At 37.9% G+C, this 17,794-nt stretch carries 13 protein-coding genes; 5 read left to right on the top strand and 8 right to left on the bottom strand.

Features of this window, described 5'->3' with window-relative positions; genetic code table 11:
- Positions 1–7: 7 nt before the first annotated feature.
- On the top strand, positions 8–1,717 hold the full coding sequence (locus B154_RS0115615) for a GMC oxidoreductase (RefSeq protein ID WP_018615194.1): 1,710 nt from the start codon (positions 8–10) through the stop codon (positions 1,715–1,717).
- A gap of 287 nt (positions 1,718–2,004) precedes the next feature.
- Here the strand turns inward: B154_RS0115615 and B154_RS0115610 are convergent, their stop codons facing one another.
- From B154_RS0115610 to B154_RS0115585, 7 genes are all read right to left on the bottom strand, one after another.
- A complete protein-coding gene (locus tag B154_RS0115610) occupies positions 2,005–2,727 on the bottom strand; it encodes a DUF72 domain-containing protein (protein WP_018615193.1) in 723 nt (240 codons plus the stop codon).
- An 11-nt stretch (positions 2,728–2,738) separates the two neighbouring features.
- On the bottom strand, positions 2,739–2,951 hold the full coding sequence (locus tag B154_RS0115605) for a YwbE family protein (protein WP_018615192.1): 213 nt from the start codon (positions 2,949–2,951) through the stop codon (positions 2,739–2,741).
- Positions 2,952–3,363: 412 nt separating this feature from the next.
- Positions 3,364–6,684: an Ig-like domain-containing protein gene (locus B154_RS0115600; protein ID WP_083934971.1), complete on the bottom strand. Its 3,321-nt coding sequence runs from the start codon at positions 6,682–6,684 to the stop codon at positions 3,364–3,366.
- A gap of 25 nt (positions 6,685–6,709) precedes the next feature.
- Positions 6,710–7,138: a DUF4907 domain-containing protein gene (locus B154_RS0115595; RefSeq protein ID WP_018615190.1), complete on the bottom strand. Its 429-nt coding sequence runs from the start codon at positions 7,136–7,138 to the stop codon at positions 6,710–6,712.
- Positions 7,139–7,577: 439 nt separating this feature from the next.
- On the bottom strand, positions 7,578–7,727 hold the full coding sequence (locus tag B154_RS32455; RefSeq protein ID WP_157580805.1) for a hypothetical protein: 150 nt from the start codon (positions 7,725–7,727) through the stop codon (positions 7,578–7,580).
- 311 nt (positions 7,728–8,038) lie between these two features.
- Positions 8,039–9,367, bottom strand: a complete 1,329-nt coding sequence (gene xylA, locus B154_RS0115590; RefSeq protein WP_018615189.1) for a xylose isomerase — start codon at positions 9,365–9,367, stop codon at positions 8,039–8,041.
- Between the two features lie 416 nt (positions 9,368–9,783).
- Positions 9,784–11,271, bottom strand: coding sequence for a xylulokinase (locus B154_RS0115585; RefSeq protein ID WP_018615188.1), 1,488 nt, complete (start codon positions 11,269–11,271; stop codon positions 9,784–9,786).
- Between the two features lie 226 nt (positions 11,272–11,497).
- Between B154_RS0115585 and B154_RS0115580 the strand changes: the two genes are divergently transcribed.
- Positions 11,498–12,394 (top strand): AraC family transcriptional regulator, encoded by an 897-nt coding sequence (locus B154_RS0115580; protein ID WP_018615187.1) that lies wholly within the window; start codon positions 11,498–11,500, stop codon positions 12,392–12,394.
- A 209-nt stretch (positions 12,395–12,603) separates the two neighbouring features.
- A complete protein-coding gene (gene queA, locus B154_RS0115575) occupies positions 12,604–13,653 on the top strand; it encodes a tRNA preQ1(34) S-adenosylmethionine ribosyltransferase-isomerase QueA (RefSeq protein ID WP_018615186.1) in 1,050 nt (349 codons plus the stop codon).
- Positions 13,654–13,762: 109 nt separating this feature from the next.
- Here the strand turns inward: queA and B154_RS0115570 are convergent, their stop codons facing one another.
- Entirely contained in the window at positions 13,763–15,793 is a 2,031-nt protein-coding gene (locus B154_RS0115570) for a M13 family metallopeptidase (protein WP_018615185.1), read from the bottom strand.
- A gap of 232 nt (positions 15,794–16,025) precedes the next feature.
- Between B154_RS0115570 and B154_RS0115565 the strand changes: the two genes are divergently transcribed.
- Together B154_RS0115565 and B154_RS33920 are read left to right on the top strand one after the other, a co-directional pair.
- A complete protein-coding gene (locus B154_RS0115565) occupies positions 16,026–16,895 on the top strand; it encodes a pirin family protein (RefSeq protein WP_018615184.1) in 870 nt (289 codons plus the stop codon).
- A gap of 640 nt (positions 16,896–17,535) precedes the next feature.
- Positions 17,536–17,794: phage integrase N-terminal SAM-like domain-containing protein (locus B154_RS33920; RefSeq protein ID WP_157580595.1), on the top strand; the 259-nt coding region annotated here is incomplete at its 3' end.

Genomic DNA, 17,794 nt, shown 5'->3' with positions numbered 1-17,794 from the left:
AAATAGAATGGGAGATATTAATGGTTCTGCTAAAGATCGGACTTTTGATGCAATTGTAATCGGTTCGGGAATGAGTGGGGGATGGGCTGCTAAAGAGTTTACTGAAAAGGGCCTTAAAACGTTAGTATTGGAAAGAGGAAGAGATGTAAAGCATATTAAAGACTATCCCACTGCCAATAAGTTTCCGTATGAGTTTGAGCATAGGGGAGAAATGCCAATAAATATCCGAAAAGCAAATCCTATTATAAATCGCTGTTATGCATTTGGCGAGGATGCAGCTCATTTCTTTGTAAAAGATGCAGAGCACCCGTACATCCAGGAAAAGCCATTTGACTGGATACGCGGTTACCAGGTGGGTGGAAAATCACTAATGTGGGCCCGGGCAACACAAAGATGGAGTGATTTTGACTATGAAGGACCTGCGCGTGATGGCTTTGCAGTAGACTGGCCAATACGTTATAAAGACATTGCTCCTTGGTATAGCCATGTTGAAAAATTTGCAGGCATTTCAGGCAATAGGGACGGTCTGCCACAACTGCCAGACGGCGAATTCTTGCCTGCTTTTCCGCTGAACGTTGTTGAGGACTATTTTAAAAATCAGCTACGTAAAAAATATGAACACCGGCATCTCATCAGCGAAAGAATAGCTCATTTGTCAAAACCGAATCCAATCCACCTGGAACAAGGTAGGGGTCAATGTATGAGCCGCGATTTGTGTCAGCGTGGTTGTCCGCTTGGAGGTTACTTCAGTAGCAATTCTTCTACTATTCCCTGGGCCGCGAAGACCGGCAACATGACTCTACGGCCTTTTTCTGTGGTTCATTCTATAATTTATGACGAACAAAAGGGTAAAGCAACAGGCGTCAGGGTAATAGATGCTACCACTAAAGAAATGATTGAATATTATGCAAATGTCATTTTTGTAAATGCAGGAGCGTTGAATTCTAACCTGATTTTACTTAATTCAACGTCGCACCGATTCCCTAATGGATTAGGAAATGATAACGGGCTGATGGGTAAGTTTGTTGCTTTTCATAATTACAGCGCACGAATTACAGGCGAATGTGACGGATTTAAGGAATTTACCACTGTAGGCAGAAACCCCGCTGGAGGTGGATATATGCCGAGATTCAGAAATTTATTCAAACAGGAAACAGATTTTCTTCGTGGATATGCTTCCGGTTTTTCAGCGTATAGAAGCTCTGAAAGTGATGCGTCCGGAGTAGGTTCAGGATTGAAGGAGAGGCTTTTGTATCCTAAGGTTGGCCCGTGGAAAGTTGGGTCACATATGATGGGAGAAACTATTCCAAAGGAGACTAACATGGTAAGTCTCGATCATACGCAGAAAGACAATTGGGGAATACCGTTGCTAAAGATATCAGTCGTTTATGATGACAATGACGAAAAGATGAAACAGGATTATTTTGGGCAGTATACAGAAATGCTGACGGACGCTGGATTTACTAATATTAAAACTCATAGCTCTTCACAAAATCCCGGCCTTGATATACATGAAATGGGCGGGATAAGAATGGGAAAAGATCCAAAAACATCATTGCTAAATAAATGGAATCAACTACATGCATGCAAAAATGTATATGTAACAGACGGAGCCTGCATGACGTCAACTTCCACACAAAATCCTTCTCTTACTTATATGGCTTTGACGGCAAGAGCTGTTGATCATGCGGTAACACAATTAAAGCGAGGTGGCTAAAAAACTCCTTCAAAATTGGGATTGTCTGAATAAAACGACACTGGGTGCCTGCCAATGTTAAGGCTGGTACTACGCCAAAAGCAGATAATGATTTTCCGCCTGACATAAAATAATCTCAACTCGATTATATGCGAAAATAATGGTGAAAACTAACAGATTACGGTGGTTATATTGCCTTATGTAACAATAAAACGCGGATGGACAACTGCATTCTATCCCTAAAGATATAAACACCTCCTGTCGCGTTTCAGAGCGACAAACGAAATAAGTGAGCTGCTTCATGTTTGCTATAAAAAAGCACGTAACCTGTTAGCATTGTGAAGTGCGTTGCCTCCTCCATCGTTGTTGAAATAAACATAAATTTCTTTTCCCTGCCTTTCCCACTCTTTAATGCGCGTCGCCCACCAATTAAGATCTGCTTCTGAATACGATCCTGCATACAAATGCTGGTGATCAGGGCCATGCATCCGCACATAAACAAATGACGCCGTAGAACGTAACACGCATGGAAGGTGTGCTCCACTCATTATGCAATAGGCAACCCCGTACTGTTCCAACAATCTAAAAACAAAATCCTGGTGCCAGCTTTCGTGTCGAAACTCGATCGACATCTGAATCCACGCAGGGATCTGTTGCAAAAAATACAGGAGTCTTTCTAAGTCAAGCGTAAATTTGGGGGAAAGCTGTACCAGCAACACTCCTCTCTTATCACCCAGTTCGTGCCAGCAAGCCTTTATTCGTTCTACCCAACGTTCAGGTGCATAAAGGGTCTTGGTGTGGGTAAGGAGGCGTGGAGCTTTTACACTAATTAAAAATCCCGCCGGCAACCTTCTCTTCCAGCTCTTAAAAGCAGCCGTTGTTGGCCACCTGTAAAAACTGCTGTTTAATTCTACGGTTTGATATTGTTGCACGTAATAATTCAGCCGGTCCCAACGCGCACTTCCATGGGGATATAATATGCCGTGCCAATGATCATAACTCCAACCTGACGTACCGATGTGTACACTCATACTGCAAAAGTCTAGAGGCGTTGCTTGTTATCTTCAATAATCTCCTGTACCCGTCCAATCTGACCGTCTTCTAAACGGACTTTTATACCGCGGTGATGTTTAGGAGCACTTGTGAGAATATCCTTTACGATCCCCTGGGTAAGCACACCGCTTCGCTGGTCTTTTTTCAAAATAATATTTACCGCTATTCCAGGTTTAATATCAGACCTGATTGTTCCGTCCATTTTTAGATTTTAGAAGGCAATTTACGCTTGTTTCAATTTATAAGGTTAATGTCCTTCACTCCGATACTTCTACACGCAATCAAAGAACTTTGATTTAAACAGAAAATTAACCGGCGACAACTAATAAGTCCGGTTCTATTACAAAGCAGATTCTATATTAATAGTTTTGTTTATTCAATAGAAAATGCTTTGGTATTATTTAATAATATGGACACACAGCCATTATTAACGGAATAAATATTACTAACTTTTAGCCTATAAGAAATCAGCAAATTGAGGAGTAATAAGGGGAATATGTGTTTGTTTTAAATGAAAGTTTCAGAATGTATCCCACTATTTTTTAAAAAGCGGGGATACAAAAGTATCCTCGCTTTTTAAATGCAGCATCGTCAGCGATTTTCGAGATCATCAATTACAATTTCACAAAATGCTTGTACAACATTTTCTGTCCGTTTACAACTTTAATAGTATAAACGCCGCTTGCCAGGGACGTCACATCAAGTTGTACTGTTTTTGATGCAACATTTGACTGAGTAGTTTTCAGTACAATCCCTGAAGCAGATATGATTGATATAAACATTGGCTTACTTTCTTGTAACCCATTTGCAATTAGCTGCAAGGTATTTACTGCCGGGTTAGGACTTACCTTTAAACTTATATCGTTACTTATAACAGTTTTTAGATTTTCAAATAGTTGCCTGCTACTTTCTATTGGTTCATTTATTATTGTAATCTTAAAAGGTGCTGATATAGCCGACAGACCCCTTTCGTCGGTAGCTTTAGCGGTAATGGTGTATGTGCCTTGCTGTACGTCGGTGTAGGTGTATGTATATGGATATACATATTCTGTTTTCAAAAGTTTTGTTCCATTGTAAAACTCAACTTTACTTATTTTACTATTTACATTCTCTACTTTTGCTACTATATCGACGTTTGAATGGACCGTATACATTGTATTATTTGCAGGGGTTACAATAGTTATTAGAGGGGCTGTATTAGCCACTTCTACTTTAATTTTAATAGTGTTAGATGAAGACACCAGGCCAGCATTATCTGTAGCTTTTGCCGTAATGGTGTAATAGCCTGCAGAGACATTCTTCCAGGTGAAATTATAAGGAGCAAATTTTTCTGTATGCAGTAATGTAGTGCCGTTGTAAAATTCTACTTTACTTATTTTGCCATCTTTATCGGTTGCGGTTGCAGTTATCTTAATTGTTGCCGGATATGTGTAGTTTACAATATTATCTTCCGTAGCAATAGTAACTACCGGAGCTTCGTTTTCTTCCAGTATGTATCTCGCTACCACTCCAAAATCTCCGGGATATCTGCCAATACCTGCAGCATAAAGTTTATTATTTGCGATAGCGATACTATTTATAAAATTATCACCATCGCTTGCTTCTGTTATTTGAATTCCATCTTCTGAAAAGGTTGGATCTAAGCTTCCAGTAGCATTGTAGCGGGCAACGCCGAAATCTAAACCGTCATCTTTCCAAACATACCCTGCCAATAGTATTTTTCCATTGTTTTCTATAGCAATTGATTTTGCTATGCTATAGTCTACTCCAAAATCAGTTGTTTGCATTCCATCTCCTGAAAATGTTTTGTCAAGGCTGCCATTTATATTATACCTGGCAAGGGCAAAAAGAGAAGGGTCACTGGTATAACCTGCTGCTACTATTTTACCATCAGTTTGCATTGCAATTGAGTAGGCGTAATTATAGGTATAACCAAAGCTGGTCGTTTGCTTTCCATCCCAGTCAAAAGTCCTATCCAGGCTTCCGTCAGTATTAAGCCGCGCCAGTGCAAAATTGGCATTGCTATAACCGGCAGTATAAAATACGGTAGTACCTGCAATTACTATTTTACCATCTTTTTGAACAACGAGTGAATAGGCACAATCGTCACCAGAGTTAAAGTCCGTTTTTTGCTTACCGTCAGTAGAAAACGTATTGTCCAGGCTTCCATTGGTATTATAGCGGGCAAGGGCAAAATCTGAATTACTTGTTCCTGCCACCACTATCTTTCCATTACTTTGTATTGCTACTGATGTTGCTTCATCCCGTGAAGAGGCAAAGTCGGTTTTTTGTTTTCCATTTCTATTAAATGTCATATCCAGGCTTCCGTCGGTATTATATCTTGCAACTACAAAGTCAGCGTTGCTTACTCCTGCGACCACTATCTTTCCATCACTTTGAATTGCTATTGCCGTGGCTTTATCGTCAGACGATGCAAAGTCAGTTAGTTGTTTTCCATTATTTGAAAAAGTATTATCAAGGCTTCCATCAGTAGTGTACCGAACAAGAGCGAAATCGAAATTTTTTCCATTCCAACTATATCCTGCAGCCACTACTTTTCCATCTTTTTGAATGGCAGTACAACTATAATCAGTAAAGCCCTGGTCTGAAAGCGCGATTTGTTTTCCCTGGCAATTAAAAGAATTGTCCTGTATTCCATTGGTATTATAGCGCACAAGGGCAAAATCAGAGTGACTTTCTGCGGAAGTGTAACCGCCTATTACTATTTTTCCATCATTTTGCACTGCTATTGACTTAGCATAATCATCTGAAGAGCTGAAGTCTTTTGTTTGCTTACCGGTTCTGTTAAAAGTATTATCAAGGCTGCCGTTTATATTGTAACGGGCAATCGCAAAATCGTTATTGGAGCCATGTACTGTATAGCCTGACACCAATATTTTTCCATCATTGCTTATAGCTACCGAATAACCAATGTCATTCGCTGAGCCAAAGTCTGTTGTTATTTTTCCATCACGATCAAAAGTCTTATCGAGGCTTCCATTTGTAGTATAGCGTGCAAGGGCAAAGTTAGAACCGCTTGATCCTGCCACTACTATTTTACCATCATTTTGAACGGAGACAGCATTTATATAATCATTGTGAGAGCCGAATGCAGTTGTAGTGATTCCGTCATGATCAAAAGTTTTATCGAGGCTTCCGTTGGTATTGAATTGTGCGAGAGCAAAATCGTATGTTGCGGTAGAATGATTATAAGCATAACCGGCTTCTATTATTTTGCCGTTTTTCTGAATAGTCAGCGAGGTCGCATAATCAAATTCGGGATAAGTGCCGTTGGAGTCTGCCGGTAATTTTAAACCTAAGCCTGTTATTTGTTTTCCGTCTGTACCGAAAGAACGATCAAGACTTCCATCAGCATTATAGCGTGCGAGAGCAAAATCGGTATCTTCATTTCCATTTGCAGCAGAACCTGCTACTATTATTTTACCATCGTTTTGGATCACTATTGATAAATTAGTTCCAAAATCTATTATTTCATTTTTATATTTTTTTAAGGTGCTGTCAATAGTTCCATCCGTATTAAAACGGGCTAGTGTTAGAGCGGAAACAAAGTTCTTGTATGTCCATCCTACAACTACTATTTTGCCATCCGGCTGAAGCGCAGCATGCGGATCATTAACATGTACCGGGGCCGAAAAACCTTTTTTGCCATAGCTCAAATCAGCAGCGCCACTTGAAAGCCGTTTAGCAATAACGGTTCCGTTTAAAATAGGTCCATTTACAACAACAAAAAGACTTCCGTTATGCAGTAATACTTGTCTTCCCGTAGAAGAGTTATCAAAGTTATATTTGTAATCAGCACCTATGTCAGACGTAACAATGCCATTGTTGCCAAACGTACGATCAAGAGTCCCGGGTTGTGAATAAATGTTTTCATGGCAATACAATATGGCGATAATCATTAGTATTTTTTTCATGGGAAATTAGTTTACGGTTTAGAATTTATTGGATAGTAATATTTAATTCCTTCGCAATTTCTTTTGATAGTTTCTGGTTTGTCTGGAAAGTTTTTTTCTGATTTTCAGGCTGAAGATTGTGGATGTCTTGAGGCGTTGAGATGTTGGCTGCGAAGGAAGATTTGTTTTGAAGGTTAAAGTGAACAATTTGCCATTTGGCAATCTTGTACGCGTCATTTTTATTTCGCATGCCCTCAGGAGCCATGTTAAAAGGATTAAACGACTGATGTAAAATCAAGCTTTTCCCTTTTAAAATGTTGTAGCCATAGGTACCGCCAATAGCGGGAAGCAGTGTAACAGTATAACCCTGAAAATCTATTTTGTCTTTTAAAGGGTTAGCAGGTTGGTTACTTTGGGCTTTTAAACAGAGGGTACACACAAATGATAACCAGGCCATCATGGCGATTTTTTTCATACTTGTCGGATTTTATGAATTGGTGATTAAATAATTAGGATAGCATAATAAAACCTGGGGGGAAAGCTCTTAGCTTGAAGGAAATATGAATGCTGAACTTGATACTAGATTAGGGTTTTCGTTAAATAAAATTTCAAACTTTAATTTTTTTAAACAATACTTGTAAGAACTAAATGAGGTTCAAATTATAAAAAAATATTATAAAAAGAATAAAAATATTTTGCTTTTTTTATTTGATATCAAATTTATATTCGAGGTCAACAAAGCATATTTGGCTCTGATTTATAAAATCATTTCTGACAAACGGTTTTCATTATCAATTTTAATAAAACCTATCTTTTTTTATAGCCGTTTTTGCTGATTTATCATTTGCTGATATTTCAAAAATATATTTCGTACAAGACCCATTCTATGAGAAGTATCAGATAATGACATGACCTTACTCAGCAATTTGTGCTATGACGCCAGAGATGGCAGTAAGTTTAAAATCAATATGAATAGGGGAGAAGAGATAATCGTTGCAATAGGTAACAGTACCCGTGCTGCCAGTTTTAATAATTATCACGTATAAAAAAAGTGTTGAATTCATTTAAGAGCACCTTAAGTATGCTTATGAAGATTATGTAAACAACAATAGTTTCTTATCGCGGCGTAAAAGTGCTATACCGTAAAAGACTCAAGACTCATAAAAAGAAACATGTAGTAGTGGCAGGATAGTTATGGCCTGGATTGACGCAATTTTAATTGAAAGTACTGGTAGCAGTACGAAGGGTAAGAATAGCTGCTTAAGGTAAGCGCAACTAAGAATTAATTATAGAAAACCACATAATAAATGTTGGTTTAAAAAATTCAGGAGCAAGCTAAGTTATAATATTTCACTTGCTCCTGAATAAAGGTTAATTAAATATACCTGTTGATCAGATTTTCTAGAAACTCTTGTCTTCCGCTTCTTCTTTGTGGCTCACCGTTTTCTATTGCATAAGATCTTAAATCTTCCAACGATAATTTGCCCTGCTCATATTCTGCCCCCTTTCCACTGTCAAAAGATGCATATCTGTCGTGTCGTATCTTTCTATATTCTGATGAGTTCAAAATCGTATCCGCAGTTATCAATGCTCTTGCAAATACGTCCATTCCGCCAATATGACCATAGAATAGATCTTCAGGATCGGTTGAATTTCTGCGCACTTTTGCGTCGAAGTTTACACCACCGCCTTGTAGTCCACCTGCTTCCAATACAATTAGCATAGCTTCGGTTAATTCTTCAACACTATTAGGGAATTGGTCAGTATCCCAGCCGTTCTGGTAATCACCGCGGTTAGCGTCCATAGAACCCAACATGCCTGCATCTGCAGCTACCTGTACTTCATGGGCAAAAGTATGGCCGGCCAATGTAGCGTGGTTAACTTCAAGGTTTATTTTAAAGTCTTTATCAAGGCCAAAATGCCGAAGGAAGCCAACAACCGTTGCAGCGTCATAATCGTATTGATGCTTCGTGGGCTCCATTGGTTTAGGCTCTATAAAGAAAGTACCCTTAAAGCCTTGCTTTCTTGCATAATCTTTTGCAGTATGTAAAAACTTTGCAAGGTGCTCCTGCTCACGTTTCATATTTGTATTAAGCAACGTCATATAACCTTCTCTGCCGCCCCAGAATACATAATTTTCACCACCCAGAGCCATTGTCGCATCCAGTGCAGCCTTTACCTGGGCACCGGCATGAGCTAAAACATGAAAGTCAGGATTGGTAGACGCTCCATTCATATAACGTGGATTTGAAAATACGTTTGCTGTTCCCCACAATAATTTAATTCCGGTTTTAGACTGCTTTTCTTTTGCATATTCGACCATTGTTTGCAGCCTTCTCTCATTGTCGGCAACATCGTTAGTATAATCGACTACGTCAACATCGTGAAAACAGTAATATTCCAATCCCAGTTTTGTCATAAACTCAAATGCTGCATCCATCTTATCTTTCGCTCTCGCAATCGGATCCTGTTTTTCGTTCCAGGGAAAAATCTGTGTACCAGGTCCAAAAGGATCTGAACCTTCATTGTTGAAAGAATGCCAATACGCGCAAGAAAACTTCAGGTAGTCTTTCATGGTTTTACCTGCAATTACTTTATTTTCATCGTACCAGCGAAATGCGAATGGATTATCGCTTTTAGGCCCTTCATATTTTATTTGTTGAATACCTTTAAAAAATTCCTTTTCACCAATTAAGACTGACATAGCAATTTGTTTTATTTATGTTTGAGAATGTTTATGAACCCAACTTTATTTACACATCAAGCTTCTGTTGCGTCGCACACTTGTACTGTTCTTCTCTATTTAACCACCGCTGTAAAACGCTTCAATCCCGCCTTTTTAAAATAAAAAAATACCTTTTTGTCTTGCCGAAACGTTGATACGTTTTGATTACCAAACGAACAATATAATAGTTCAACAACTGCTCCTGATAACTTTAATGATCCTTTTTAAAGACAAATGGATTAGGTAAAAGGGTGTAGGTTTTAAAGCTCAAGTATAAAGTTTCTCTTTAGGTAAACCCCCTTACCTTTGTTTTTGCTAAATGCACAAGCCATATACCTGCCACCCTGTACCTTCCAAATGCCTCTAATAATATTTTTCCTTAATCTTTAAATTGTTCAAACTATAGTTTTCAAATGCATCTCTAATACTTCTTTCCATTCCAGGTAAAGGGTATTATATACCTCCGTGTTATTTGGTTCCACAACCTCTAGGCGCTTCATTTTACTAAATGCTTCCTGCTCGTTAGAAAAAGCCTTTGCGCCGATACCGGCACCTATAGCTGCGCCGACACTTCCATCGCTGTTGTATAACTCTACCGGTACACCTGTGGCATTTACAAAAGCTTCTGTAAATACGGGGCTGTAAAACATGTTAGCCTTTCCTGCCCTTATAACTGTTGGACTCATTTTGTTTTCACGCATGATATCCAGGCCGTATCTGAATGCAAACGCAATGCCTTCCTGGCTTGCCCGAAATATGTGTGAACGTGTATGAATATTTAAATCAATTCCATGAAAGTGTGCACCTACTATTTTATTGTTCAGCATTCTTTCTGCTCCATTTCCAAAAGGCAGCACTTTTAATCCATAACTTCCTGCAGATATTTTCTCGGCTTCAGCATTCATTTGAGAATAGGAGATACCTGGAGCCATAGTATCGCGGACCCAACGGTTTAAAATTCCTGTTCCATTTATACAAAGTAATATTCCTAACCGTTTTTCACTGTCGCTGTAGTTAACGTGGGCAAAGGTGTTGACACGTGATTGCTTATCGTAAGTTAGCTGATCACTCACCCCATATATAACGCCTGAAGTGCCGGCAGTAGCTGCCACTTCGCCTGGTTTTAAAACGTTTAAAGACAAAGCATTATTCGGCTGATCTCCTGCTTTATAGGTAACCGGTATTCCTTCCTTCAATCCCAGCAGTTGTGCAATTGATCGTTGCACCCTGCCATGTTCTGCAAAAACAGGATTGATTTGTGGAATGAAAGATGTATTAAAATCAAAGTAATTGATCACGTCTGTAGAAACGGAATCTTCCAGGAAATCCCAAAATACACCTTCTGAGAGGGCAGAAGGGCTGGTGGTCACCTCACCTGTAAGCTTCATGGCAATGAAATCTCCCGGAAGCATTATTTTATAAATAGAGTTATATACCTGGGGCTCATACTGTTTTACCCATGCAAGTTTAGATGCAGTGAAGTTACCCGGAGAGTTTAGCAGGTGAGACAAAGATTTTTCTTCGCCAATGGTCTCAAAAGCTTTTTCACCGAATGGAATAGCCCGGCTATCGCACCATATTATAGAATCTCTAAGTGAGGTTTGCTCTTTATTTACTACGACAAGCCCATGCATCTGGTATGCAATTCCGATTGCGCCGACATCTTGCAGATCTACGTTTTTCGAGTCTCCAATTCGTTTAATTGCCTGTTGTACATGTTGCCACCACATTTCCGGATCTTGCTCTGCCCATCCTGGCTGCAGGGATGTTATTTGGCTTTCGGTATCGGGAAATTGAGCCGAACACAAACACTGCTGTGTCTGAGAGTCTACAACAGACACTTTAATTGAAGAAGTTCCTACATCTATACCAAGTAATAGCATTGTTATTTTTTAATTATTAAAAATAGCTCCATTTACTGTAAAAACTTATAAGTGCAGATATGAAAGCAGATGTAAGAAAAACGCAAAAGGCAAGCTTTTCAAAATCGTAACTTATGATGCAAATTATCCTGATTTTAAACTATTTACTACTACTTTTTTATTTTTTACCTAAACTATTTTAATAAAAAAGGTACATTTATGATAAAAGGTTACTTAAAATTGTTTTATGAAGCCATTCATTGAAAAACTTCCCCTTTCAAATGACACATCATTTGTTGCCCGCACACACCGTACGCCCAACTTTGAAGTGCCCTGGCACCAGCATATCGAATACGAACTGATCCTCTTTACGGAAGGTGCTGGCCTTAGTTTTATAGGAAATTATGTAGGCGAATTTGAAGTGGGAGATATTTTCTTTTTAGGCGCTAACCTTCCACACACCTTTAAAAAAAGCGGTGACCTTATAACGAGCGGGGTAGTTGTACACTTTCGTGACGATTTCTGGGGAAAGGAATTTTTAAATTTACCAGAAAGTAAAGAAATACAATTGTTGTTAAATACTTCCCTGCAGGGTTTAAAAATTTCAGGTAAAAGCAAAGAATTATTAAATCCCAAAATAAAATCACTTGAAAGTGAAACGGGCTTTACAAGAATAATTACTTTGTGTGAATGCCTTAATATTCTTACCGCTCAGCAAGAATATGTAAAGCTTTCAACGCAGGACGTAAAGCAAGTGAATAATAAAAACAGGGAGCGTATCGACCGTGTTTTTCATTATACGATGGAAAACTTTACAGAGCCTGTACAGTTATCTAAAATTGCTGCCATAGCAGATATGAGCATTCCGGCTTTTTGTAATTACTTTAAAAAAAGCACGCGTAAGAAATATATTGATTTTTTAAATGAGGTAAGAATTGGCTATGCCTGCAAGTTGCTTACAGATACCAACACAACAGTCGAAGGTGCTTGTTACGATAGCGGTTTTAATACTTTGGCAAATTTTAATAAGCAATTTCTGAAAGCTAAGGGGATGACACCCTCCAAATACCGAAAGATGTTTTCGTATAGAGAAACTGCACAAGATAGTGCAATGAATAAAGGAAGGCACGATTATTCCAGTTAAAATGGCGTTTAGGATACATGTTGGTTCATAATTTTCAAATAATGTAAATGTTGTAACATTTTTAAATGTTGAATCACTCGTACCTTTGCGTGCTTTATTAAAATTTCAACTACCGGAGATAATTAAGTTGTAAGCCAACAGAGTATATAATGGTCAATGAATGACCCGGTAAGTAACAAGTATTAACAACAATTCTTTAATTAAAACGTATGAAACTTTCTAAGTTTGTTTTTGATTTGCCTCTTAATTTGATTGCTCAAAATCCTGCAAAGAAAAGAGAAGATAGCCGGATGATGGTTGTGCATAGAAAGACAGGACAATTAGAAGACAAGCATTTTCACAATATCCTGGATTATTTTGATGATAAAGATGTATTTATTGTAAATAATACCAAAGTTTTTCCTGCAAGAATGTATGGACGGAAAGAAAAAACAGGTGCTTTGGTTGAGGTTTTTTTGCTTCGCGAACTAAATCATGCTAACCGTTTGTGGGATGTAGTAGTTGACCCTGCAAGAAAAATACGTGTAGGTAACAAACTTTTCTTTGGCGACTCCGAAGAGCTTGTAGCTGAAGTTATAGATAACACCACAAGCCGCGGACGTACCATCCGGTTTTTATGGGAAGGATCTGAAGAGGATTTTAAAAAACAGTTAGAAGCCCTGGGTGAAACGCCTTTACCAAAATATATTAAACGTAAGCCCGACGAAGAAGACCGTGAAAGGTACCAGACAGTTTACGCAAAACATGAGGGTGCAGTGGCAGCGCCAACAGCAGGTTTTCACTTTAGTCCGGAATTAATTAAGCGATGCGAAATAAAAGGCATTCGTTTTGCGGAAATTACCTTGCATACAGGATTAGGTACATTCAGAACGATAGAGGTTGAAGACTTGCACAAACATAAGATGGATGCAGAGTATTACCAGATAGATGAATTTGCATGTAAAATCGTTAATAAGGCTAAAGAAGAAAATAGGCGCATTTGCTCAATAGGTACCACCACCATGCGCGCTCTTGAAAGTAGTTATACTTCTCAACATTTTCTTAAGCCTGGTGAAGGATGGACAAATAATTTTATTTATCCTCCTTATGATTTTAACGTAGCGAATTCCATGGTTACCAACTTCCATTTGCCAAAGAGCAGCCTGCTTATTTTAGCTTGCGCTTTTGGTGGTTACGATCTGATTATGGAAGCTTATAAAAAAGCGATTAAAGATAAATATACATTTTCAAGTTATGGAGACGCTATGTTGATTTTGTAATCTTTCTTCTTTCGCGATAAAGTCTTATAGAATCTTACTGTAGATATAAAAAAGTAAAAGCTGTCTTAGTCATAGACAGCTTTTCTTTTTACAAGTATTAGTAACCAGGTTACCATATTTCTGCTCTTAGGCTGTCGGTTCTGTACATCTTGCTATTTGGTTTAATATTAAATGCTTCGTAGAATTCCGGAACATTTACCATTGGTCCATTTACACGTTCTTTAGCAGGTGAGTGAACATCGGTCATTACCTGGTTTGCCAATCTTTCTTTTCTTTCTTTATACATCCAGCCATATGCATACCCGAGGAAATAGCGTTGCAAAGGCGTGAGATTTCCTATTTTTTTACCATTTTTATAGGCGTCAGTTTTCTTAAATGCATCTAGTCCTAATAAAATACCTCCGAGGTCAGCAATGTTTTCTCCCTGTGTTGCATCCCCATTTATGTGAAGCGTATCAACCGGGTTAAACTCATTGTATTGCTGAATTATTTTTTTTGCCCTGTTACTAAATTGTACACCGTCAGTAGCAGTCCACCAGTTGTGCAGGTTGCCTTGTTCATCATATTGACGACCCTGGTCATCAAAACCATGAGTAATCTCATGACCAATAGTTGACGCTCCTGCGTAGCCATATACAAATGCGTCATCAAGTTCTTCATCTTTCATGCCCGGAACAGCAAAAATACCGGCAGGTAAAACAATCTCATTATTGCTGGGATTGTAATAAGCATTGTACGTTTGCGGCGACATGGTCCACTCATCGCGGTCCACTGGTTTGCCCAGTTTATTCATCATGTAATTATGCCACCATATATCGCCTCTTTCTACATTTAAAACAAAAGGACCACGATCAATTTTTAGAGCACTGAAGTCTTTCCACTTATCAGGATATCCAACTTTTTTCCTGATTTTTCCTAATTTTTCTATCGCTTTTTCTTTTGTACTGTCGCTCATCCATGTCAGCTTTTTAATTCTGTCTTTATAAGCATCTCTTATGTTTTCTACAAGATCAGTATATCGTTTTTTTGCATTCTCATTAAAATATTCTTTTACAAATATTTGCCCCAATGCCTCACCCATTGCATCTTCTTCAGCATCTATAACTCGTTTCCATCGTGGTCGCGGAACAGATGTTCCTGTCAGACTTTTTCTAAAATCAAAATAATTGCCGTAGGTCTTTTTATCAAGATAAGGAGCGCTGTTATTTACAAGGTGAAAACGCAGGTAATTTTTGAGATCTTCTATAGGGGTCAATTGAACTTCTTCGCTTAGTGTTTCATAAAACTCCGGCTGTCCCACAATTACCGAATCTATTTTCTTTGCATTAATCTTTGCTAAGTAAAATCGCCAGGGAATGTTGTAAGATAAATCGGTCAAACCTTTTACATCAATCTTATTATAGTTCTTATAGGGGTCTCTTAATGCTGCCAGTTTGCGGCTGGAATTCGCAAGTCTTTTTTCGAGGTTATATACATTTTCAGCAATTTTACCTGAAGACGTTTTGGTATTTCCCAGTTGTATAAAAGTTTTTATAAGATAGCTTCGGTAAGCTTTTCGAACGCCTTCTGTTCTCGCATCCGTGTTGAAGTAATAATCGCGGTTCGGCATCCCTAATCCGCCCTGCATCATTTGATAAGCATACATGTCACTATTCTTATCATCCTGGGCTACATAATCATTAAAGAAAACGTTTATCCCTTTATTATGAAAGTCTGCCGTAACGTCTACAATATCCTTTATTGACTTTATTTTATTTATTTTATCAAAATCGGCTTTCAATGGGGTTAGCCCTTGTTTTTCTATAGACAATGTATCCATGCCACTGTACCAGAAATCTCCTATTTTTTGTTCGACTCCCTTAGTCGCTTTTTCATCCGCAGCTTTTTCATTTATTTTTCTTAACCGGCTATATATTTCTTCCTGAACCATATTTCCAATTCCCCATGCACCTTCTTCTGAAGGTATTGGAGTGTTTTTTGCCCAGTTTCCAACTGCATAATCAAAAAAATCATCAGCCGGATTAACAGATGTATCAATGTTTTTTGATAAGAAATCGGGTTGAGTATTTTCTTTTACGGCATGATTACAAGCGAAAAAAACAGGAAATAAAACAAAAACACAAAAACGTGTAATTCTCATTAATAATACTTTTAAAAATGAAAGTAGAAATTAATTTCTAAAATATTTTTTAAGATAAACATACATAACAAATACTTCTATTAAAATTGGTGCAATTTTTTATATATCAAGCTGTTTGAAACTGTTTTTTCTACAGTCGTTATAATCTTACCTACTTTTACTCGTACAAATAATCGCCTTTTTTTACATGAAAACACTTCTACATTGTTTCAGGACTAAATTATAATTAAGAATGAGAACCATTAAAGCAAAACATAAAGCGGTATACGAACCAATAGCAGATTTGGTTACTTACCGGGCCATGCCTACCCATGCCGTTTCTATGAACTTACTTGATCCGTTTATCTTTCTAAACCATCATGGATGGCAGGAGTATCATCCTCATAACAATGGTTTGCCATTTGGTCCACATCCACATCGCGGATTTGAAACCGTTACTTTTATTTTAGAAGGTGACCTTACACATAAAGACAGCACCGGTATGGTAAGCGTTATAAAAGAAGGTGGTGTACAATGGATGACTGCCGGAAGCGGGCTGATACATGCGGAAGTCTCTTCACCCGAGTTTAAAGCCAAAGGCGGCCCGCTCGAAATTCTGCAATTATGGTTGAATCTGCCGGCAAAGTATAAAATGACTCCACCCAAATATGTTGGGCTGCAAGCGTCAGCTATTCCTACAGTTGACGTTGATAATGGAAAAGTTTCAATACACGTTCTTTCGGGCAACTGGAATGGGACAAAAGGTCCTTTTGAGCCGTTGACAGATATTCATCTTTCATTTATGTATTTTATGGAAGGAGGGAGGTACAATATCAATGTTCCGCAGGATCAGAACATTTTTTTGTATATAGTAAAAGGCGAGTTAAAAGTAAATGGAGAATTTGCACGCATACATCATCTTGTAGAATTTAATCATGATGGAGAAGAACTGCAAATGGAAGCTACTTCAGATGCCATTATTCTGTTTGGATATGCAACACCCTTCAATGAGGCTTTAGTAGCTTACGGGCCATTTGTAATGAATACTCGTGAAGAAATTCAACAGGCTTATGAAGATATGAAAAATGGAAAGTTTGGTAATGAAGAAGAATTGATGGATTGAAAGAGGACCAAAGATTATGTGTTAAATAAGAGATTTGTAAGCCTGGAGTTCGAAAAATTGCCTTTACAAAGCTTCCAAATTGTTTCTGCTTCTTAATTCAGTTCTTTGATGAAAAGCTTAAGCCAATGCAAAAAGTTTTGTTTGTATTATCAAAAGTTTGCCTAAACCATAAAAGCGCAGACACTATATCTTCAATTTCCTGGGTTGTAATGATAAGTTTTTCTAAAGTTTTTGAATAAGTAATATCGTTTCTTCTCTTAGACAAATTTCCTTATCGGTTTTTTCCTGTGATACGAAAAATAACATGTTTATAAATTAAGTCTCCTTTTGGTTAAACCGGCAACCGTTAATGTATAATTTTTTGCCTTGTCAGGTGTTCTTCACCTGCCAATCTTAATACAAAAGCAAGTATAAAAGAAATTTTGGTAACACAGCTTTATAAAGAAATAGCAGTCGAAAAAAAGATAAAAAATATTTAGTGTCGCGACTTTAAATGAAAAACATTAAAGTATATTGCGGTACGCTTTACGCAGCAGCTATTTAAAAAGCCAAAAGTAGGGTATTGATTATCAGCAGCTTTTAAAATGAAATTTCGTCAATAAAAGTGTTGAACCAACATCGCCTATTCAGGCGATGAGAAATCGATGATGATCTTTTTGTACCTTTTTATTTAAAACTAAAAGATCATGGAAAAAAAACTTTAAGTCCGCGGGCACTTGCGGCACTGGAAAAGACCGATCAGTATTTATCTCTTGGTCATTACAGTATTCACACAGTTCGTAATTATTTATCAGAGCTTCGTTATTTGCTGGTCTACTATGCAGAGGTAAGTCCGTCAGATTTTACAGAAGATATGCTGATGGAGTATCTTCTCTACCTGGCTAAGACTTTAGGATGCA

It is taken from the genome of Segetibacter koreensis DSM 18137 (genome assembly GCF_000374045.1).
GTDB lineage: Bacteria > Bacteroidota > Bacteroidia > Chitinophagales > Chitinophagaceae > Segetibacter > Segetibacter koreensis.
Note: the sequence above shows the minus strand (reverse complement) of the source record. Positions and strands in the feature narration are given on the sequence as shown.